Below are 19,991 nucleotides of genomic sequence, written 5' to 3'. Positions count from 1 at the left end.
AAATCAGTCCACAAACGGGGTTAGGTGGCGAGAGTCGCAAACTTCTCGATGTCTTCGGAATTGCCGCTGACGATCACGAGGTCGTGATTGGAGATCACGGTCTCGGGCGTGGCGTAGGTGAATTCCTTGCCGGGAGACTTCACACCGACCACGGTAATGCCGTACTTGCGGCGCACTTGCGACTCGCTCAACGGCAGGCCGCGGATGGGCTTCGGGGGATACATCTTCACGATGGCGAAGTCATCATCGAACTCGATGAAGTCGATCATCCGGCCCGATACCAAGTGGGCTACACGTTCGCCAGCTTCGGCTTCGGGGTAAATCACATGGTTGGCGCCGATGCGGTTTAAGATCTTGCCGTGCGAACGGCTGATGGCCTTAGCCCAAATCTGGGGAATCTTGAGGTCGACCAAGTTGGCGGTGATGAGAACACTCGCTTCGATGGACGACCCGACTGCGACAACGGCGATAGAGAAGTCCTCGGCGCCAATCTGACGGAGGGCATCTAAGCTGCGGGCATCGGTCTGTACCGCGTGTGTGACGCGCTCCGACCATTTCTGCACAAGATTGAGGTCTTCGTCTACGGCCAGTACTTCGCGGTCGAGGCGCTGCAGTTGGCCGGCAGTTGCCGCTCCGAAGCGACCGAGCCCGATCACTAGAACCGGCGCATTGTGCGGAATTTTGTCAACCAACGATGGGCCTCTCTTCTGCTCTCGTGAACAATTGACGGCGCTGACTTGCCGCAAGGGCTGCCGCCAGAGTAACCGTTCCCACTCGTCCGGCCCACATCGTGGCGGCGAGAATGTACTTGCCGCTATCGGGCAGTGATTCTGTAAGGCCGGTAGAGAGCCCACACGTGGCGAACGCTGAAATCACATCGAAGAGCACCCTGTCGAGTGGTTCCTTAGTGATCTGCAGAATCGCCACAGTGGAAACGGCAACGATGGTGGCTCCCCAGAGCGTCACGCTCACGGCGAGCCGAAGTACATCAGTCGGAATGCGACGCTCGAACGCGTGCATGTCGTTGTCACCGCGCGCTTCAGCCATTGCGGCCAAGAACAACACAGCCAATGTTGTCACCTTGATGCCGCCCGCGGTCGACGCCGACCCACCACCCACAAACATCAGCATGTCAAACACGAGCAGCGTTGAACCATTGAGTTCATCAATGTCGATGGGCGAGAAACCGCCTGAGCGCGTCATGGTCGATAAGAAGGTCGAGGTCAGAGGTCTCGAAATGAGGCTTTGCCCTCCGATGGTGTTGGTGTTGTTCCACTCGAGGACCAACACCGCAATTGCTCCCGCAAAAATGAGGAACACCGTGGTGAAGAGGGTGAGGCGCGCGTGAACGGAGACGCGGGAGCCGTTCTTGAAGCGGCGAACTACCGCGAAGATTACCGGGAAGCCGAGGCTGCCCAGAAATACGCCCGTACCGATCGCTCCGAGCATCCACGGGTCTTGGGCGAACGCTTCCATGCCGCTCACGGCCGGCACGAACCCCGTGTTAGTGAAAGCGGATGCTGCAAAGTAGAAGCCCTGCCAAATGGCGGGCCACACATCGAATCCTTCGACGAGCAGTCGGGGAATGATCACGAGGGACAGCACAACTTCGATCGCTAGGGCACTAATGGCGACGGTCGCAAGAAGACCGCCAATCTCGCCGAGTCGAATAGCTTGAGACTCCGAAACCGGGCCCACATGGATGCGCGAGGGATTCGTGTCGCTGGCCGCGATCAACCGCTGGCGCAAGCCAAGTCGTCGCGACACCACCAGGCCGAGCATGCTGGCGAGAGTGAGGACACCGATTCCGCCGACTTGAAAGCCGATCAGAATGGCGGTGTTTCCAAATGCTGACCAGTGGGTTGACATATCCACGGTCGTGAGACCCGTGACGCAAATCGCGGAGACCGCCGTGAACAGCGCATCGACGATCGGGGTGGCCTGTCCATCACGCGCAGAAATGGGCAGCGCAAGCAATGTCGTGAGCACGACAACAAGAGCAGAGAAAATGGCAATCGCAAAGCGCGCTGGAGTTGCGGCGGCGAAGCGGTCGATCAGGTCGCGAATGCGAGCAAGGAGGCTGCGTTCACGAGGGTGTGCACGCATGGGTGCCCAAGAACTCATCTATTTATCTCCCCACGCACAGGAGGCCATGGTACTCCCCAGCTAGCCCCGGTACCCTTATCTCATGGCCGACATCTTTGACGTAGTAGCCGATTCAACGCGGCGTAGCCTTCTAACGGTGCTGCTGGAGCAGTACATCGCCTCGGATTCTCCGAGCGGCGAGCTGAGCGTAAGCGAGATTGTCGAGAAGCTCGATCTGAGTCAACCGACCGTGTCTAAGCATCTCAAAGTGCTGCGCGACCACGGGTTGGTGTCGGTGCGTGAAGACGGCCAGCATCGCTATTACCGTCTCGACGCGTCTCCTCTCGAAGAAGTTGAGGACTGGCTTATTCCGTTCTTGAGCGCGGACTTTCACGATGACTTCGACGAGCTTCGCGAATCGTCGGGAGCGTTCGCCGCATGGTCAGGGGCGGATGTTGGAGACAACCTTGGTCGCCGAGTCGCCGAGCGCACTCATCAAGCCCGCTCCGCACTTCACGACGTCACGGAAGCCGCTAAGCAGCTCCCGAGCGCGGTTCGCTCTCGCATCTTCGGCCGGGATTAGTCCGCAGGCGCGCCGTGCAGGCGTAGTGGGGGTGGACAGCGAGTCACACCAGCCTCTATTCTTACCGATTAGCACTCCAGTCACACGCTGGGTGCGTCGCTAAGTTATTGAGGGCGCTGCACAGTTAGTCACAACAGCGCGGTAGCCAAACCAAAGGGGCTGGTCCGATGTCGCGGGATCTTTCAGAGATGCGCTTTCTCACCGTCGCTGAGGTAGCCGACATGATGCGTGTTTCGAACATGACCGTCTATCGACTCGTTCACTCCGGGGAGCTGCCTGCGGTTCGCTTTGGTCGCTCCTTCCGCATTCCGGAATCGGCCGTAGCAACCGCGGTTGCGCCCCCAGTTTCCGAGGTCGGTTAGCGACAAACGTTCGCTCTGGGTTGGTTCCCAGTTCAGCGAGACTTTAAAACCCGTCCGGTGCGGTAAACTCTTCCGGTATGTCTTTCCGCGGTTCTGAATCGGACCGGGTCGGTTCGTTCAGAAATCAGTGAGGTTCCTATGGGTTCAGTCATCAAAAAGCGTCGCAAGCGTATGGCAAAGAAGAAGCACCGCAAGCTGCTTCGTAAGACTCGCCACCAGCGTCGCAACAAGAAGTAACTAGTCCCCATGACTAGGCGGCCGTCCTCCAAGACGGTCGTAACTCGAACACCCGAACGTTCACCTGAACGTTCGGGTGTTTGAGCTTAACGGGAGCTTTTTCGAACGCTCCTGGCTTGCCGCTTGACGCGTTTGCGCGCCTCTTTGAGGCCGGCGCGGTTGAGGGGCATGATTTGCCACCCCATTGTTTGGGCGTGGTGGGTGAGTTTGACATCCGCGTTCACGGCAACACGATTGCCGACGGCGCTCAGCAGAGGGATGTCGTTGCTGGAGTCTGAATACGCCCAGCACTCTGCCAGATCGGCTCCCACGCGCTCAGCGAGCTCTGTGGCAACAGTGGCTTTCTCTGGGCCGTGCAGCACGTGGCCCTCGAGCTCGCCCGTGAGGAGACCGTCTTCGGCGCGCACACGAGTGCCCAGTGCGCCTGTGAGGCCCAGGCGCTCGGCAATTACTTGCGCGACAAACTGGGGCGTCGCGGTGATGAGCCACACTTCATGACCCTTCGCGAGGTGCTCGCGAGCGAGGGCTACGGTCTCAGGCCACAGGTTCGGCAGAATGTCGCGCTCGTAAATCGTTTCGGCAAGCTGCACAAGCGTGTGTAGTGGGTGTCCACCGACAATTTCGAGGGCCCGTTCCCGGGCGCTCGTCATGTGTTTGTGGTTTTCGCCGACCGCTACGAAACGAAACTGGTGCCAAGCAAAGCGCGCAATGTCTCGCCAGCCCACGATTCCTTGTCGCCAGGCTTCCTTGCTCAAGTAGTACGCGCTCGCGCCCCGCATCAGCGTGTTGTCCACGTCAAAGAAAGCCACAACCGCGCTATGGCTCGATGGGGGCGCCGTTACCTCGTGCATTCGGATTATTCTAAGACCGTGCCCACGAAACGTCTCACATTAATCGGAAAACCGGGTTGTCATCTCTGCGATGACGCCCGCGAAACGATTAGTGCTGTCATTGCCGCACTGCCCGCAGAGCGGTCAGTGGAGCTTGTTGAGCAGTCGATTCTTGATGATGAAGCTCTTCATGCCCAGTATTGGGACGAGATTCCTGTGGTGCTTATCGATGACCGCGTCCACACCATCTGGCGTGTCGACCCTGAGCGCTTAAGCGCCGCACTTATGGAGGAAGCCGAATGATCCGTCACGTTGTGATGTGGAAGCTCATCGCTGAGGATGCCGTCGGCCAGAAGCTTGCGGTGGATGCGATGGCCGCCGCACTTGAGCCTTTGGTTGGCCAGATCGAGGGCCTCGAATCGCTGACCGTGCGAGCAGATAGTGCGGCAGTGGACTCAAACTGGGACGTCATCCTCGTCTCAGATCACACTTCGCCCGAAGCGCTCGCAGCCTATGGCACCCACCCGCTGCATGTGGAGGCGGGAAGCGTAGTCAAGGCGCACACGCGCGACCGCGTGTGCGTTGACTTCGAGATCTAGAAACTACTTGCTGACGCTGATTGGGCCGGTCATGTGATTCTTGATCGAGTCCCGTTCGGCAGCTAACGACGCGAGCGTTCCGCTGTCCAGCCCCGGCTGGAGCATGTCGTCGAAGGGGTTTCCCATGCCGCTCTTGGAGTGGACAGCTTCGGCGTAGGCGGTTGCGGCTGCGGCCACTTTCGCGCTCGCTCGCTGCGCCTTCTTGAGGGAGACAGCGGAACTGCCCACTACCTCGGCGTGCTTATTGAGTGCCTTCTTGAGATCCTTGAGTGCCGCATCAATTTTCTTTGACATGGGGTCATCCTGCCTTAGTGAGGTATGTGCTGGCTATGGGTTCGGTGTGTCGAACTGTAAGGCCCTCGCGAGCCCCACAGGGCGGCTACGGGGTGAGGCGCGTTGGTCCGCGGAACAGGTAGGTCGCTTCGCGCAGGTTCGGCAGTCCGAGCAGCAGCATCAGTACGCGACCGAGGCCCATGCCAAATCCGCCGTGCGGCGGTACGCCGTAGCGGAAGAAGTCGAGATAGAAGTCGAGCTCCTCCGGGTCCATTCCCTTGTCGCGAATCTGCGCCTCCAGCACGTCAACGCGGTGCTCGCGCTGGGCGCCTGTGGAAATCTCAACACCGTTGAACACGAGGTCGTAGCTGTTCGTGAGGCCCGCATCATCCGCGTGACGCATGTGATAGAACGGGCGGATGCTGGCGGCGTAGTCGGTCAAGAATACGAAGTCGTGACCATACGTTTCTTTCACGTAGGCGGCGATCTGGCGCTCGCCCTCCGGATCCATGTCGGCGTCGGCACGGGGCACTGTGTAGCCGCGGTCGCTGACGATTTGTTTGGCTTCAGCCAGCGGGATGCGGGGGAACGGCGTGGTCGGCACAGTCACTTCGATGCCGAACAGTTTCTCGATCTCGTCGCCGTGCTTGTCTTTGACGGCCTGGAAGCCAGCGACCATGAGCTCTTCGTGCAAGTTCATGACATCTTCGTGGCTCGAGATCCAGCTGATCTCGCTGTCGACCATGGTGAACTCGGTGGCGTGACGCGAGGTGAAACTGGGGTCGGCACGGAAGCTGGGGGCGATCTCGAAGATCTTGCCGAAGCCAGCGGACTGAGCCATCTGCTTGAAGAACTGGGGGCTCTGCGCCAGATAGGCCTTGGTGTCGAAGTAGTCGACCTCGAACAGCTCGGCTTTCGATTCGCTCGCGCTGGCCATGAGCTTGGGGGTGTGAACTTCGATGAAGTCGTTCTCGACCCAGTAGGTGCGCCACGCGTGCTCGAGCGTGGTCTGGATGCGGAAGATGAGGTTGTTGCGCGGTACACGAAGGTCGAGGAAGCGCCAATCCATGCGCTTGTCAACGCTGGAATCCTCTGCAATTGGCGTCTCGGGGATGGCCTCTGCGGCGATCTCGATGTCGGTGAGTTTGATTTCGACGCCGCCGAGCTTCACGCGTTCGTCGTGCTTCAGTTCGCCCGTCGCCGTGAGGAAGGTGCCCTGCGCAAGCCCAGAAATTGTCTCGGCGAGGGGATCCTCTGCCGGGGTGCCGTCGTCGTTGAACGAGCGGGGGTGAACAAGCTGCACCGCACCCGACTCGTCGCGCAGTACGACGAACTGCACCTTCTTTTGATCTCGAACAGTGTCGACCCACCCCGAAACGGAGGTTTCTCCATCGCTTGCGGCGGCCAGGTTCTTAATGAGGGTGCGTGTAGTCACGGCCCCGAGTTTACAAGGGATAACGCGCGAGAAAGTGCGGGAGAGCTGCCAACGTAGACTGAGTACCGTGCCAGCAGACCTCATCCATCTCGTTCGCCATGGTGAAGTGCACAATCCCGACCGCATTCTCTATGGCCGTCTTCCCGGGTATCACCTCAGTGAACTGGGTCATAAAATGGCGGATGTCGCCGCAGCAAGCCTCGCGGAACGGCCTCTCGGGGCGCTCTACGCGAGCCCGCTGCAGCGCGCCCAAGAGTCGGCGCAGCCCTGGTCGGAACGCTACGGATTGCCCATCACGACCGAAGAACGCATTATCGAGCCGGCTAACTGGTTCGAGGGCGGTCGCCTGCAATTTCCGAAGGTTCTCACGCAGCCGCGGGCCTGGCCGCACCTCGTGAACCCGCTCAAGCCCAGTTGGGGCGAAGCCTACGTCAGCATCGAAGCGCGCATGCTCGCCGCTCTTGATGACGCGTGGTCGGCTGCCGAGGGCGGCGAAGTGGTCATGGTCAGTCACCAGTTGCCCATCGTGATGGTCGCGCGCTCCGTCAAAAAGATGCGCTTGGCACACGACCCCCGCAATCGTCGCTGCACGCTGTCGAGTATCACGACGCTCGCTCGCGAGGGTGACCATTTCGTCGAGGTTGACTATCAGGAACCTGCGGGAGAATTGCTCGCAGCATCCATCGACCTAGGAGCAGTGTGAACCGCCGTCTCATTGCCGTTGTTGTGGCGTTCGCCGCGCTCACGACGGTCTCGTGTTCCAGCCCGAACGAGTCTCTTGCCGAGCAGTACCAAAACGGTTCGGAAGAGGGCTACATTTCGGGCGACGGTTCGACCGTCGAGATCCCGGCCAGCAATCGCGATGAACCCATCGCGTACGACGCCACGCTCGACACCGGTGATGCGGTCTCGAGCAGCGACTTTGCTGGCTCGGTTTACGTCGTCAACTTCTGGTATTCGAGCTGCCCACCGTGTCGGCTCGAAGCTCCCGACCTTGCTGACCTGAGCGAGGAGTATCCCGAGGTGCCCTTCCTCGGCGTCAACGTGTCAGACACCGCGGAGACCTCCCTAACCTTTGCCGATGAATTCGGCATTCCGTACCCCTCTGTCGTGGATGCCGCAACCGCGGGCGTGCAGTTGGCGTTTGCCGGCTCCGTGCCTCCCAACGCGGTGCCGACCACTCTCGTGGTGGACCGCGAGGGTCGAGTCGCCGCCCGCATCAGCGGCCTCGTGCGTGACCCGAGCATCCTCGCAGCGATGATCGACTCGGTCATCGCCGAGGAACAGTAAGTGTCTAATCCCGTCGGCGAGCTCATTCTCGGCGGCAACCTCCTTATCGCGATTCCGATCGCTTTGCTCGCGGGCCTGGTTTCGTTCGCGTCGCCGTGCGTTCTCCCGCTCGTTCCGGGCTACCTCGGCTACATCGGTGGGTTCACGAGCGCGGAGGAGAAGGGCAGCACCAAGCGTCTTGTTCTCGGTGTCAGCCTGTTTATTCTGGGCTTCACCGTGGTGTTTGTGGCGTTCACCGTGCTGTTCGGAACGGCTGGATTGCTGCTGCGGCCCTGGCTCGACCTCATCACCCGCATCGCCGGTGCTCTCGTGATCGTGATGGGTGTCGTGTTCATCGGGCAAGTCACGTTTGCACAGCGCACGATCAAGCCGAAGTTCAAGGTCGCCACCGGCCTCGCCGGTGCACCGCTGCTTGGCGTCGTCTTCGCCCTCGGCTGGACTCCCTGCGTTGGACCCACGCTCATCGCCGTCGGCAGCATGGTGTTGGATGGCGGCGACCCCGGCCGGGCCGCTATCGTCGGCGTCGCTTACAGCCTCGGTCTCGGCATCCCGTTCCTCTTGGTGGCCCTCGGCCTCAACTGGGCGACCGGGTCGGTGGCGTGGATGCGCCGCCACATTCGACTCATTAACCTGATTGGTGGAGCACTGCTCGTACTGATCGGTCTCCTCATGGTCACCGGCGTGTGGCGTGCAATCGTGACAAGTTTGGGAGCGGTAATCGGTGGCTTCGACACACTCCTCTGATCCAACGAACGGCGACTCGGCCGCGGATAACTCGATGACTGAGGGCGATGCAACGCGTCCCAGCGACCACATGGATGCTCCGGCACCCGCGCAGCAGAGCAAAGTTCAGCAACCGCGACTGACTCTCGCGGGGTACGCACGGTTCTTCTGGCGTCAACTCACGAGCATGCGCACCGCGCTGTTCCTGCTGTTGCTGCTCGCTGTCGCGGCGATCCCGGGCTCGCTTGTGCCGCAGATCACCTCAGACCCTAACGGCGTTATCGCGTACCGCACCAACTACCCCGATACCGCCGCGGTGCTCGATTTCTTCCAAGTCTTCAACACCTACACGTCGGTGTGGTTTTCGGCGATCTACCTGTTGCTTTTCATCTCGTTGATCGGCTGTGTGCTGCCGCGCACCAAGCACCACTTTGATGCTCTGCGTGCCAGCCCGCCCAAGACCCCCGCTCGGCTCTCGCGTTTGCAGGGCTTCACGACGCGCACGACCGAAGCGGATGTCGACACGACCATCGCCTCCGCCCGCCGTCTTTTGCGCTCGCAGCGCTACCGCACCGAGCTCTACGGTGACTCGGTCAGCGCCGAACGCGGGTACCTACGCGAAACCGGAAACCTCGTGTTCCATGCCGCTCTTGTGGGCGTGCTGATCACGGTTGGAATCGGTGGTGGCTTCGGCTACACGGGCCAGCGCGTTGTGGTGGAGGGCTACGCCTTTAGTAATTCGCTCGCGAGTTACGACTCGTTCAACCCGGGGCGTTTCTTCACCGATGAGGCGCTCGATCCGTACACCGTTGCACTGGATTCGTTCGAGCCCGTGTACGAACAGAACAACCGCCAGGCGATCGGTCAAGCAATTGACTTCACGGCGAACGTCACGACCACCGTGCGTGGCGGAGAACCGCAGCAGTCGCAGATCAAGGTCAACGAGCCGCTCAGCCTCAGCGGAACAAACCTGTACCTTCTCGGTAACGGCTATGCGCCCGTGCTCACCGTGCGTGACGCCGATGAAAAGGTCATCTGGTCGCAGCCGACGCCGTGCCTTCCGTTCGATGCCAACCTTGGCAGCACGTGCGTCATCAAAATTCCGGATGGCCTCGACCAGCAAATCGGAATGCTCGGTTTTCTCTACCCGACCACCGGCACTCTCAGTTCGGGAGCGCTCGCTTCCGTCTATCCCGACCTCATCTCGCCCGTGCTCACCTTGGAGGTGTACGAAGGTGACCTCGGCCTCGACAACGGTCAAGGAGCCAACGCCTATGCGCTCAATACCGATTCGCTCGAACAGATCGCGGGTCGAACGTCTGAGGCAGAAACGCTTCGACTGACGCCGGGCGACCGGTTGGAGCTACCCAACGACCTCGGCAGCGTTGAGCTGACGAGCATCCCGCGCTTCGTCTCACTCGATGTGCATCACGACCCCTCGCAGCTTCCCGTGCTGCTGTTCTCGGCACTACTCTTTGCCGGGCTCATCACTAGCTTGTTCGTGCCACGTCGCCGCATGTGGGTCTCAGCGCGAACTGACGCTTCGGGAACCACAACAATCGAGTACGCCGCACTGGCTCGCGGCGATGACCCCAACCTCGAAGCTGCGGTCGCAGACTTTGCCGAGAAGCATTCCCAGCAACTCGGGGTTAGGGTGGAATCGTGACTGAGACCTTCGTGTCGTACTCGCTGATTGCGGTCTATTCAGCGATGGCGATCTACACCCTTGCGTTCGTGATGTTTGCTGTCGACTTGGCGCGCCGTTCGGCGGAGTCGGGCGACGCTTCCGCAGCGCGTGCGACCGGCGTTGCTCCGGCATCCGCCCAGCAGGCCAGCGTGATGGTGAACGGCTCAAGCATGGGCGGCACCGACACTCTGACGGCCCCAGCGGCATCCGATTCGAACGTCGTTGCCCCTTCGCCCAAGTCGCTCAAGCTCGCCATGGCGATGACGGTGCTCGCCTGGGTGCTGCACGTCGGTGCGGTCATCTTCCGCGGCGTTGCCGCAAACCGCGTGCCGTGGGCCAACATGTTCGAATTCACGCTTACCGCCACCGCGCTTATCGTCGGTGTCTTTCTCATCGTTCAGTTCTGGCAAGACCTGCGCTTCCTCGGTTCGTTCATCACGGGCTTCGTGCTGATCGCCTTGGGTGTTGGCACCTCCAGCTTCTACGTGGACGTCGTACCCCTGCCGCCAGCGCTCCAGTCGGCCTGGCTGGTCATCCACGTGTTCGTCGCCAGTCTCAGCACGGGGTTCTTTGCCCTCGCCGCCGGCCTCTCGATCGTGCAGCTCATGCAGGCACGGCGCGAAGCTGGCAAGGCGCTCAAGCTGCGCTTCCTCGACACCCTGCCCGCTGCTGACCGGCTCGAAACCTTGGCGTATCGCCTCACGGTTGTCGGCTTTGTCATGTGGACCTTCACTCTCATCGCCGGCGCTGTCTGGGCTGAGCGTGCGTGGGGTCGCTACTGGGGTTGGGACACTAAGGAGGTCTGGACCTTCATCATCTGGACCCTCTACGCCGGTTACATCCATGCCAGGGCAACTCGCGGCTGGCGTGGCTCGCGGTCGGCGTGGCTTGCCATCGTCGGTTTCCTCGCGATCGTTTTCAATTTCACGGTCGTGAATCTCTTCTTCAAGGGGCTCCACGCCTACTCCGGCCTCTAAAGGTTTGCGGCGGCGGCGATTGCGGCGGCGGCTGCGATTTCGGTTGCGGCAGTAGCAGCGCAGCGACCGACGACGCGGCCAGGGCAAGAAAAACGCTGGGGCCGCACCGAGCAGCACCCCAGCGTTTGCTTAGGGGAGCCGCTGTGCGGCTCAGGGTTGTCGAGCCTAGTTGGCCGACGTCAACTGAATGGGCACCGTGGGGTTGTCGTCACCCGTAGAGAACTGGATGATGGGGCCGTCGGTGCCGCATTCATAGGGCGCGGAATTGATCGGCGCGGTGTCAAGGAGCCCCTGAGTGAGTTCTGTGCCGTCAATGCTGACTCCGCCGACCGTCACGGTAACAGCGATGTCGCTCTCCTCGTGGGAGGTAGTGATCACGGTCTCGGTCGCTTCGTAGTCGCCAGCGATCGCGCCCGTAATGGTGCCGACACCCTCGTTATCAGCCACGTCGAGAAGGATCGTGAAATCGGGAGTGTAGGTGTACGTTGATCCGGCGAACGAGAGCCCAGTGCCGCCCTCCACGCTAATACTCAGGCCTTCGTTGTTGGCACTCAGGGCGCTGTAAAAGCTCTGCATTTGATCTTCGGCGATGTACCAATCGCCGATAAGGCACTCGGGCCCGCCCGCCAGCTCTTCTTCGGGCTCAGCGGCAGCCGAGGCATCCGTCTGCGGCGTTGCAGGGCTCTCGGGGTCCGCTGGCGCACTGCACGCGGTCAACGCACCCATGCTGAGAACGCTGACGGCGGCTAGTGCACGCAGGCGGCGCAACTCAGTTGACATCGTCACTCCTTGACTCTGGATCGCCCGCGGTGGCGACCAACGGGTTTAGCCTAGTGAGCCGTCGCGCTGTCGTGATGAGTAGTTTTTACCTAGTTCGAGGCAGCGCGCTAAACGATCGAGCCACCACTGGGTTCGCTCGGGGCTAGCCGCCCAGCGAGTAAGGAGTGCCTCGTCGGCATCGACCCGGCGCACGTCGAGCTCACCGTTGCGCGCGCGCAACGGTGAAGCCGTGACATCGGCGGCGAGCAGGGATGCTGTGGCAAGTCCGCAGTCGTAGTCGAGGTTCTCGATGGCGGCGGCGAGGTGCGCGCCCATCGCGAGGCCCACTGACGTCTCTAAGGCGCTCGAGACCACCACCGGCAGTCCGGCATCCTGAACAATTGTGAGGGCGTTCGACACGCCACCTAGCGGCTGCGCCTTGATCACTAGCAGGTCGGCAGCACCTGCTCGTGCCACAGCGAGAGGGTCGGTGGCTTTACGCACGCTCTCGTCTGCGGCGACGGGGATACCCATGTACCCGATACGGGTGCGCAGCTCGCGCAGTTCTTCTACGGTGGCACAGGGCTGTTCGACGTACTCAAGGTCGTACTCAGCGAAGGCGTGCACGGCACGCTCGGCGTCGTCGACAGTCCACGCGCCATTGGCATCAACGCGAATGCGCCCTACCGGGCCCATCACGCGACGTACTTCGGCGACGCGAGCAATGTCATCCGCCAGAGCCTGGCCGGGTTCTGCGACTTTCACCTTAGCGGTACGACAACCGTGAAAGCGCTCAAGCACCGCCTCGACGAGGTCGGCGGGTACCGCGGGCACGGTGGCATTGACCCACACGTGATCGCGCACGAGCGGTGGCTGCTCGTTGTAGGCGTAGTCGATCGCCGCGAGCAACCACGGGGTTGCTTCGGCGTCGTCGTACTCGACGAACGGGGAGAACTCGCTCCAGCCCTGAGGGCCCCGGAACAGCAGAGCTTCGCGTTGATCGATGCCACGAAAGCGTGACGTCATGGGCAGGGACACCACGTGGGCGGTGTCGAGAATCTCGTTCACTGAAGGGAACATGTTCCCAGTCTGACAAGTTCCCCTGTCAGTTAGGGTAATTGCGTGACTAATCCGGGTGATATCGAGCGTGTGGCGACCAAAGTCGTACCGTATTACGTCGTCGGCGTTGTCGAGGACGAAGAAACTGATGTGCCCGTTGACGGTGAATCGACCGAGGCGGATGGCCCCGAAGAGACTCCGGTAGCGCGTCGTCCCCGCCCGCGCTGGGTTGGATTCATCGCAGCGGCGCTGGGTCTCGCAACGCTCGTTCTGTTTATCATCGCCATGGTGGTGTCGACCAGAGGAGACTTTCCGACAGGAACGGCGCTGGCCTATGCCACGATCGTGACGTCGATCTCGGCAGCGATCACTGCGGTAATCTCACTGATTTTTGGCCTGCAACGACGCTGGGCAGCGTTCGGCCTCGCGCTTGCTGTACTGGCAAACCCGCTCGTCGTGTTGAACGTTTTTCGATTCTTCGACCGCTAATGGCTTTCTGCGGCGAGGAGAAGGTGGGCCTCGTCGGTTCGGCATCGGTCCGCTCGGCACCGGTCCGCTCGGCACCGCGATGGTTATGGTGGAGCCATGGCGCCTGTTTCTGAAATCTTTGACGAGAAGTTGTGGCGATCAGTCGCCGGGTTTGATGACCTCACCGACATCACCTATCACCACGATGTGACGGGTACGATTGCCCGCATCGCATTCGACCGCCCTGAAGTGCGCAACGCCTTTCGGCCGCACACCGTCGACGAGCTCTATCAAACTCTGGATGACGTGCGCCAGAATCCGCGCATCGGTGTCGTTCTCCTCACCGGCAATGGTCCGAGCGAGAAGGATGGCGGCTGGGCGTTCTGCTCCGGCGGCGACCAACGCATCCGTGGTCGCGCTGGCTATGAGTACGAAGGCCAAGAGGGCGCCACAAACCCCACCGCCGCTGCAGGGCTCTCCGAAGCGGAAGCCGAGGCCGAAGCTGTTGCCGCCGCGGGCAAGCGCCGTGCCGCAGCCGGCCGCCTGCATATTCTTGAAGTGCAGCGCCTCATCCGCTTTATGCCCAAGGTCGTTATCGCCGTCGTTCCGGGCTGGGCTGCCGGCGGAGGGCACTCGCTTCATGTGGTCTGTGATCTCACCATTGCCAGCGCCGAGCACGCCCGCTTCAAGCAGACGGATGTCGACGTCGGGTCGTTCGACGCCGGTTACGGCAGCGCCTACTTCGCCCGCCAGGTCGGCCAAAAGTTTGCCCGCGAAGTGTTTTTCCTTGCCCGTGAGTACGACGCTCAGCGCGCCCTCGACGCGGGAGCGATCAACGCTTCCGTGCCCCACGCCGAGCTCGAAGCTACGGCGTACGACTGGGCGACCACGATCATGACCAAGTCGCCGACCGCCATCCGCATGGTGAAGTTCGCTCTCAACGCCGTCGACGACGGTCTCGTGGGCCAGCAGGTGTTCGCTGGCGAAGCCACGCGCCTGGCGTACGGCACCGACGAAGCCGTGGAAGGCCGCGACTCGTTCCTGCAGAAACGCGAACCCGACTGGTCGCCCTTCCCCTGGCAGTACTAACGCCCCGACAACTCAACGCAGAGAGGCTTACCCGTGACCGCTGAAAATGCTCCGACCCGAGAACTCTGGTCTGTTGACGCCCGCGATCCCCGCAAGGTATGGGCTGCGCTGAAGCCAGCACTCGATGGCTCGGGCGCCGCGATTCTGCCGCACCCAGCCTCCCCCTCTGGCCTGCCCGAGACCGTGCCCGCGAACGTCGCGGTCATTGTGGAAACGAGCGGATCGACGGGCCGCCCCAAGCGCGTGATGCTCAGTGCCGCGGCGTTGAAGGCGAGTGCTGCGGCATCCGACGAGCTTCTGGGTGGGCCTGGTCAGTGGCTGCTGGCCGTTCCGGCGCACTACATCGCCGGCATCAACGTGCTGGCGCGGTCGTACTGTGCCGACACCGAACCCGTACTCATGCCTCCGAAGGGGTTCACGGCAGAGACCTTCGTGGCTGCTGCGGCCGAACTCACTGCCGAGCGTCGCTTTGTCTCGCTCGTACCCGTGCAACTCTCGCGACTGCTCGAGTCGGATGAAGCTGTCGCGGCTCTCTCTCGTTTCACTCGGATTCTGGTCGGCGGCCAGTCGACACCGGTCGCTCTGCTGGCGGCGGCTCGCGCTCGCGGCCTCGCCGTCTCGACGACATATGGGTCAAGTGAGACCAGCGGCGGTGCCGTCTGGGACGGAAAACCGCTGCCCGGAGTTGGTCTACGACTCGTGGATGACCGCATCGAACTTTCGGGGCCGATGCTCGCTGAGGGCTACCTCGACGATCCGCGCCGCAGCGCTTTCTCGTTCCGCCTGCACGAGGGCGTGCGCTGGTACCGCACCGACGATGTCGGAGAGATCGTGGACGGCGTGCTGCGGGTTCGCGGCCGCGCCGACGACATGATCATTTCGGGCGGGGTGAAGGTTTCCCTCGCCGAGGTCGAGACCGCTGTTCGCGCGCTTCCCGGGCAGAGCGCCGCGGTGGTGGTGGCGGCTCCGCATCCCGAGTGGGGCGAAGCTCCCGTCGTCATCACAACGACGGCCATTGAGCTGGATGTGGTTCGCCAGGCGGTCGCTGCGCAACTATCTTCGACGGCCGCGGCTCCTGCTCGCGTCGTCCTGATCGATGAGATTCCTCTGCTTTCGACGGGAAAACCCGACAAACTCGCTTTAGCGTCAGTCGTGCTTAAGTAGAATCCCTCCGTGGCCTCTCCCAAACAACAACGCATCGACCCGAAGACCGTCTCGCCGAAAGCGGGCGCGCAGCCGGGCTCGAAGTCGAGTTCGGGGGCGGGCAAGAACGGCAACAAGAACGCCGCGAAGAAGTCGGTCAGGAGCGGTCGTCCCGGTGGGCGCCCGCCGAAAGCACCCAAGATTGCCAAAGCAACGGCACGCGACTGGATCAGTGGCGCTCGCATCCAGACGCTTCCCCTCGCCTTTGCTCCCGTGGCGCTCGGCACCGCTGCCGCCTATGTGCTGCCGCATGAAGAAGACGGTGCTGGTTGGCACTGGCTGCGCGCCCTGCTCTGCCTCGTGGTTGCCGTCTCGCTGCAGATCGGTGTGAACTTCGCCAACGACTACTCCGATGGAGTGCGGGGAACGGATGATCACCGCGTTGGTCCTCGTCGGCTCACCGCCTCGGGTGCCGCTCGCCCGCGTACCGTCATCACGGTCGCGTTCGTCTGGTTCGGCATTGCCGCTGTTGCAGGGCTCATCATTGTCGTGCGCAGCGAACACTGGTGGCTGCTTGCGGTGGGAGCGGCCGCGATCATCGCCGCCTACTTCTACACCGGCGGCAAACGTCCGTACGGCTACCTCGGCCTTGGCGAAATCTTCGTCTTCGTGTTCTTCGGCCTCGTCGCCACCGCGGGTACAACGTATGTGCTCGCGGATACCGTGAACCTGGAGTCGTGGCTGGCCGCCGTTGCAGTGGGGCTGTTCGCGGTCGCTACGCTCATGGTCAATAACATCCGCGACATTGATCAAGACAGGGTTGCCGGCAAGCGCACTCTGGCCGTACGTCTGGGTAGTCTGCCGTCGCGCATTTTTTATGTTGTAGCGATGCTTGTACCGTTTGGCATCTTGGGCGTCTTTTCGATGCTCTTCTTCAACGCCTATCTCGTGTACTTCGTGCTGCTGGCGGCGCTTCCAGCGTGCATGATCGTGCTCACCGGCAAGACGCCGGCCGAACTAATCTTGGCGCTAAAGCTGACGGGGCTCACCGCTCTGCTGTTCGGCGTTGGTCTCGCTCTGGCTATCGCTTTCTAGAGCGGACTCGCGAGCGTTTTCCTTGGTGGCACGCTCAGTGACGCGCTGAGCGGCAGGCTCGGCGGCAGAGTCGAAGTCAGCTGCGGCATCCTCAGCATCGCGATCGGGATCGTGGCTCGGGCCTTCGCGACGGGCAGCAAAGTCGAGAGCGACAGCATCCCGCAGCTTCCCGAAAAAGACATACGACACAGCGAATCCGAGGATCGTTGCGATTATGGCAGCGAGCCACGGCTCGGTGTCCGCGATCATGAGAAGAGTGAACGCGGCAGCGAACACTCCGAGGCGAAGCAGCGAGTAGGCAATCCAAGGTTTCACGGCAACAGTCTAGGCTCGCATCCCGCGTGCAGCCTGCGCGCGTAGACTGGGTGCATGCCTCGCCTACTGGTCGTTCTCGCTTTCGCGCTTGTTGCGGTCGACGTGTTCTCCATTGTGGATGTGGTCCTTACCGATCGCAGCCGAGTGCGCGCGTTACCCAAGGCGCTCTGGATTCTCGTGATCGTGCTGCTGCCCGTCATCGGCGTAGTGCTCTGGTTCATGCTCGGTAAGGCACGTAGTGCCAGTTCTGGTCGTCCGCGCACTGTAGCGCCCGACGATGACCCCGATTTTTTGCGCAACATGCGTGCCAAAGAAGAACAAGATGAGCGCATTCGCCGCCTCGAACAGGAACTAGCAGATCTCGACGATGACGATAAGACCAACTAACTCTCCGGCCACCAATTTTTCGGTAGCCCTTCTCGAAGAGTTCGTTCGTCTCGGCGTTCGAGACATTGTGCTGAGCCCCGGCTCGCGCTCGCAGGCGCTTGCGCTTGCCGCCGCCGAGTTCGAAAAGCAGGGCCTGCTGCGACTTCGAGTTCGCATCGACGAGCGCGTGGGGGCCTTCCTTGCTCTCGGTCTCGCGGTCGAAACACAATCGCCGGTTGTCGTCGTCACGACTTCCGGTACCGCGGTCGCCAACCTGCACCCGGCAGTGCTCGAAGCGCACCATTCAGCAGTTCCACTCATCATCATTAGTGCCGACCGTCCGGATTCCCTGCGCGGCATTGGCTCGAATCAGACCACCCAGCAGCCGGGCATTTTTGGTACCGCTGTGCACCAGACCTGGGATGTCGAGGCACCGACCGGTGCAGCCGGCGAGATGGATGCCGCGGCCCAACTCGCGCGCGACGCTGTCGCCGCGGTCAATGGCCCCGTACATCTCAACCTGTCGTTCGACGAGCCACTGTCTGCGCCGTTCGTGTGGCATCGCACCGACGATGAGGTAGCCCCCGAGCCGGCGGCTCACCGCGAGCCCGTGTTCCCTGACCTTTTCAGCGACCTTGACCCCGTGGTCGAGACCACCACGCACCAGTCGCCTGGCGCTCCCACGACGCTCGCGCTGAGCCCGTCGCCGGCAACCGTGGTGGTGGCAGGAACTGGCGCTGGCCCGCGAGCCGAGCAGGTTGCTCGCGAGCTGGGTGCACCGCTCATTGCCGAGGTTTCCAGTGGCGCGCATTTTGGCCCGAACCTCGTCGTGGCGTACCGGGAGCTGCTGAACACGGCCAACTTCGGCGACCGCGTCGCTCGCGTGATCGTGTTCGGGCATCCGACTCTGAGCCGCGAAATTCCGGCGCTCATTCAACGTCGCGGTGTCGAGACTGTCGTGGTGCGGCATCCCTCGGCCGACGACTACAACCCGGGCCGCTGCGTACGACTCTTTGTCGATGAGGTTGCCGTCTCGGGCGAAGCTACCGACCGCGCCTGGTTGGGGCGCTGGGTGACAACGAGCCGCCAGTTGCTCGAAACCGAGAGCATCGCGCCCGATATCGCCGCGGATGCGGGTACCCACGCCAAGTCTGAACTCGCGATTGTGCGCACTCCCGTCGACCGACGGATGCTCGCCGAAGCTGTGTGGCGTGCGACCTGGCCGCATGACCGCCTCGTGCTCGGGGCTTCACGGTTGATTCGCGAAGTGGATCGCGTTGTTCCCGGCAAGAAGATTTCCGTGCACGCTAACCGCGGGCTCGCCGGCATCGATGGCACGATTTCCACCGGCCTGGGTATTGCGCTTGCCAGCCAGGCCGAAAAGGGCAATGAGGGAGTAACTCGCGTGCTCCTCGGCGACCTCGCCATCTTCCACGATGTGGGTGCTCTCATGTTCGGCGCGGGAGAACCGCGCCCGCGCATCCAAGTCATCGTCGGCAATGATGGCGGTGGCACTATTTTCGACGCCCTTGAGGTGGCTAGCCAAGCGGGCAAGGAATACGACCGTGTGTTGCTCACGCAGCAGAATGCATCGATCGAGGCTCTCGCGGCGGCCTACGGGTGGCGCTACATTTGCGCGGCAACCCGAGGTGAACTCGATCAGGCGCTCTCGGCTCACCCGGAGCCGACGATCATTGAGGTTCCACTCGCGCGACGATAGCGGCGGGTGCCGCTGGTGAAGATGGCCTGCGAGTAGCCTTGGGGGCATGAGAACACTCACGCCTGTCACCGCCGACTTCGAGCTTGCGCACATCGATCCCTCATCGACTCCCGGGTTTGATGGCGATAAGAAGGATGCTGAGAAGGCCCTCGCCAAGAACGGCGAAAAACTCGCCGACCTTCAGGAGAGGCTCTTCGCGGAGAGCAAGTTCGGTGGCGAACGCCGGGTTCTGCTCGTGCTGCAAGCCATGGATACCGCGGGCAAGGGCGGCATCCTGCGTCACGTGATCGGCGGGGTTGACCCGCAGGGCGTGCAGATTCACGCGTTCAAGGCGCCCACGGATGAGGAGAAGTCGCACGACTTTCTGTGGCGCATTCGCAAGGAACTGCCCGAGGCGGGGTTCATCGGTGTCTTCGACCGTTCGCACTATGAAGATGTTTTGATTCACCGGGTGCGAGGCTTCTCGGCGCCCGAGACCGTCGAAGAACGCTACGGCATCATCCAGGAGTTCGAAGAAGAGCTCGTGGCTAACGGAACGGTCATCATCAAGGTGATGCTGCACATCAGTGTCGACGAGCAGAAAGAGCGGCTCCGTGAGCGGCTCGATCGCCCCGAAAAGCACTGGAAGTACAACCCCGGTGACGTGGATGAGCGCCTGCTCTGGGCGGAATATCAAGAGGCGTACGAGATCGCTTTGCGCCGCACGACAACCGAAAGCGCGCCGTGGTACGTGATTCCGGCCAACCACAAGTGGTACGCCCGCTGGGCGGTTCAGCAGCTTCTCCTTGACGCGCTCGAGCGTATCGACCCGCAGTGGCCGAGTGCCGACTATGACGTTGAGGCCGAGAAAGTGCGTCTCGCCGACAGCTAGATGCGATGCGGCGCGATGTGATGCG

Annotated in this window: 25 protein-coding genes; 17 read left to right on the top strand and 8 right to left on the bottom strand. The window is 61.9% G+C overall.

What is annotated here, in order from left to right; translation table 11 throughout:
- Positions 1-20 precede the first annotated feature (20 nt).
- Positions 21-692, bottom strand: coding sequence for a potassium channel family protein (locus tag ACR3YK_RS03905; RefSeq protein WP_486175923.1), 672 nt, complete (start codon positions 690-692; stop codon positions 21-23).
- Entirely contained in the window at positions 685-2,124 is a 1,440-nt protein-coding gene (locus ACR3YK_RS03900) for a TrkH family potassium uptake protein (RefSeq protein WP_486175922.1), read from the bottom strand. Before ACR3YK_RS03900 ends, ACR3YK_RS03905 begins: the two co-directional genes overlap by 8 nt.
- A 64-nt stretch (positions 2,125-2,188) precedes the next feature.
- On the opposite strand from ACR3YK_RS03900, the gene ACR3YK_RS03895 reads away from it, so the two are divergent.
- The 3 genes from ACR3YK_RS03895 (at position 2,189) to ACR3YK_RS03885 (ending at position 3,267) form a co-directional block, all read left to right on the top strand.
- Positions 2,189-2,668, top strand: a complete 480-nt coding sequence (locus ACR3YK_RS03895) for an ArsR/SmtB family transcription factor (protein WP_486175921.1) — start codon at positions 2,189-2,191, stop codon at positions 2,666-2,668.
- A gap of 167 nt (positions 2,669-2,835) precedes the next feature.
- Positions 2,836-3,030, top strand: a complete 195-nt coding sequence (locus tag ACR3YK_RS03890) for a helix-turn-helix domain-containing protein (RefSeq protein WP_486175920.1) — start codon at positions 2,836-2,838, stop codon at positions 3,028-3,030.
- Between the two features lie 138 nt (positions 3,031-3,168).
- The gene (locus ACR3YK_RS03885; RefSeq protein ID WP_003792170.1) at positions 3,169-3,267 is read left to right on the top strand and encodes a 30S ribosomal protein bS22; all 99 of its coding nucleotides are present in this window, start codon (positions 3,169-3,171) and stop codon (positions 3,265-3,267) included.
- Positions 3,268-3,353: 86 nt separating this feature from the next.
- Here the strand turns inward: ACR3YK_RS03885 and ACR3YK_RS03880 are convergent, their stop codons facing one another.
- Positions 3,354-4,118, bottom strand: coding sequence for an HAD family hydrolase (locus tag ACR3YK_RS03880; RefSeq protein ID WP_486175919.1), 765 nt, complete (start codon positions 4,116-4,118; stop codon positions 3,354-3,356).
- An 18-nt stretch (positions 4,119-4,136) separates the two neighbouring features.
- Here ACR3YK_RS03880 and ACR3YK_RS03875 point away from each other — a divergent pair, with 18 nt between their 5' ends.
- Both ACR3YK_RS03875 and ACR3YK_RS03870 read left to right on the top strand, forming a co-directional pair.
- Positions 4,137-4,400, top strand: a complete 264-nt coding sequence (locus ACR3YK_RS03875) for a glutaredoxin family protein (protein ID WP_486175918.1) — start codon at positions 4,137-4,139, stop codon at positions 4,398-4,400.
- Positions 4,397-4,696: a Dabb family protein gene (locus ACR3YK_RS03870; RefSeq protein WP_486175917.1), complete on the top strand. Its 300-nt coding sequence runs from the start codon at positions 4,397-4,399 to the stop codon at positions 4,694-4,696. Before ACR3YK_RS03875 ends, ACR3YK_RS03870 begins: the two co-directional genes overlap by 4 nt.
- 3 nt (positions 4,697-4,699) lie before the next feature.
- Here ACR3YK_RS03870 and ACR3YK_RS03865 read toward each other — a convergent pair whose 3' ends face one another.
- Together ACR3YK_RS03865 and aspS are read right to left on the bottom strand one after the other, a co-directional pair.
- Positions 4,700-4,990 carry a hypothetical protein gene (locus ACR3YK_RS03865; protein WP_339620745.1) on the bottom strand — a complete coding sequence of 97 codons (291 nt, stop codon included), beginning with the start codon at positions 4,988-4,990 and terminating at the stop codon, positions 4,700-4,702.
- Positions 4,991-5,075: 85 nt separating this feature from the next.
- On the bottom strand, positions 5,076-6,404 hold the full coding sequence (gene aspS / locus ACR3YK_RS03860; RefSeq protein ID WP_486175916.1) for an aspartate--tRNA(Asn) ligase: 1,329 nt from the start codon (positions 6,402-6,404) through the stop codon (positions 5,076-5,078).
- Positions 6,405-6,471: 67 nt separating this feature from the next.
- Between aspS and ACR3YK_RS03855 the strand changes: the two genes are divergently transcribed.
- Genes ACR3YK_RS03855 through ccsB form a run of 5 tightly spaced genes read left to right on the top strand, consistent with a single transcriptional unit; the run spans position 6,472 to position 11,081 of the window.
- Positions 6,472-7,107, top strand: coding sequence for a histidine phosphatase family protein (locus tag ACR3YK_RS03855; protein WP_486175915.1), 636 nt, complete (start codon positions 6,472-6,474; stop codon positions 7,105-7,107).
- Entirely contained in the window at positions 7,104-7,694 is a 591-nt protein-coding gene (locus tag ACR3YK_RS03850) for a TlpA family protein disulfide reductase (protein ID WP_486175914.1), read from the top strand. The genes ACR3YK_RS03855 and ACR3YK_RS03850 overlap by 4 nt, the downstream gene beginning before the upstream one ends.
- Entirely contained in the window at positions 7,695-8,438 is a 744-nt protein-coding gene (locus tag ACR3YK_RS03845; protein WP_486175913.1) for a cytochrome c biogenesis CcdA family protein, read from the top strand.
- Positions 8,439-8,472: 34 nt separating this feature from the next.
- Positions 8,473-10,083: a cytochrome c biogenesis protein ResB gene (resB, locus tag ACR3YK_RS03840; protein WP_486175912.1), complete on the top strand. Its 1,611-nt coding sequence runs from the start codon at positions 8,473-8,475 to the stop codon at positions 10,081-10,083.
- Entirely contained in the window at positions 10,080-11,081 is a 1,002-nt protein-coding gene (gene ccsB / locus ACR3YK_RS03835) for a c-type cytochrome biogenesis protein CcsB (RefSeq protein WP_486175911.1), read from the top strand. Before resB ends, ccsB begins: the two co-directional genes overlap by 4 nt.
- A 165-nt stretch (positions 11,082-11,246) precedes the next feature.
- Here ccsB and ACR3YK_RS03830 read toward each other — a convergent pair whose 3' ends face one another.
- Complete coding sequence (locus tag ACR3YK_RS03830; protein WP_486175910.1) at positions 11,247-11,867, bottom strand: hypothetical protein; 621 nt, start codon at positions 11,865-11,867, stop codon at positions 11,247-11,249.
- Positions 11,868-11,906: 39 nt separating this feature from the next.
- Entirely contained in the window at positions 11,907-12,920 is a 1,014-nt protein-coding gene (locus ACR3YK_RS03825; protein ID WP_486175909.1) for an o-succinylbenzoate synthase, read from the bottom strand.
- 42 nt (positions 12,921-12,962) lie between these two features.
- Here ACR3YK_RS03825 and ACR3YK_RS03820 point away from each other — a divergent pair, with 42 nt between their 5' ends.
- From ACR3YK_RS03820 to ACR3YK_RS03805, 4 genes are all read left to right on the top strand, one after another.
- Positions 12,963-13,388 carry a 1,4-dihydroxy-6-naphthoate synthase gene (locus ACR3YK_RS03820; protein WP_486175908.1) on the top strand — a complete coding sequence of 142 codons (426 nt, stop codon included), beginning with the start codon at positions 12,963-12,965 and terminating at the stop codon, positions 13,386-13,388.
- 96 nt (positions 13,389-13,484) lie between these two features.
- Positions 13,485-14,456, top strand: coding sequence for a 1,4-dihydroxy-2-naphthoyl-CoA synthase (locus ACR3YK_RS03815; protein ID WP_486175907.1), 972 nt, complete (start codon positions 13,485-13,487; stop codon positions 14,454-14,456).
- 33 nt (positions 14,457-14,489) lie between these two features.
- Positions 14,490-15,620, top strand: a complete 1,131-nt coding sequence (locus ACR3YK_RS03810; RefSeq protein WP_486175906.1) for an AMP-binding protein — start codon at positions 14,490-14,492, stop codon at positions 15,618-15,620.
- A gap of 9 nt (positions 15,621-15,629) precedes the next feature.
- A complete protein-coding gene (locus tag ACR3YK_RS03805; RefSeq protein ID WP_486175905.1) occupies positions 15,630-16,694 on the top strand; it encodes a 1,4-dihydroxy-2-naphthoate polyprenyltransferase in 1,065 nt (354 codons plus the stop codon).
- Here ACR3YK_RS03805 and ACR3YK_RS03800 read toward each other — a convergent pair.
- Positions 16,629-17,009, bottom strand: a complete 381-nt coding sequence (locus ACR3YK_RS03800; RefSeq protein ID WP_486175904.1) for a DUF4229 domain-containing protein — start codon at positions 17,007-17,009, stop codon at positions 16,629-16,631. The two genes, ACR3YK_RS03805 and ACR3YK_RS03800, sit on opposite strands and share 66 nt — an antisense overlap.
- Positions 17,010-17,063: 54 nt before the next feature.
- Here ACR3YK_RS03800 and ACR3YK_RS03795 point away from each other — a divergent pair, with 54 nt between their 5' ends.
- Genes ACR3YK_RS03795 through ACR3YK_RS03785 form a run of 3 tightly spaced genes read left to right on the top strand, consistent with a single transcriptional unit; the run spans position 17,064 to position 19,966 of the window.
- Complete coding sequence (locus ACR3YK_RS03795) at positions 17,064-17,396, top strand: PLD nuclease N-terminal domain-containing protein (protein ID WP_486175903.1); 333 nt, start codon at positions 17,064-17,066, stop codon at positions 17,394-17,396.
- A complete protein-coding gene (gene menD / locus ACR3YK_RS03790) occupies positions 17,377-19,095 on the top strand; it encodes a 2-succinyl-5-enolpyruvyl-6-hydroxy-3-cyclohexene-1-carboxylic-acid synthase (RefSeq protein WP_486175902.1) in 1,719 nt (572 codons plus the stop codon). Before ACR3YK_RS03795 ends, menD begins: the two co-directional genes overlap by 20 nt.
- A gap of 46 nt (positions 19,096-19,141) precedes the next feature.
- On the top strand, positions 19,142-19,966 hold the full coding sequence (locus tag ACR3YK_RS03785; RefSeq protein WP_486175901.1) for a polyphosphate kinase 2 family protein: 825 nt from the start codon (positions 19,142-19,144) through the stop codon (positions 19,964-19,966).
- Positions 19,967-19,991 lie beyond the last annotated feature (25 nt).

Source organism: Salinibacterium sp. 10G20-15 (assembly GCF_057365065.1).
Note: the sequence above shows the minus strand (reverse complement) of the source record. Positions and strands in the feature narration are given on the sequence as shown.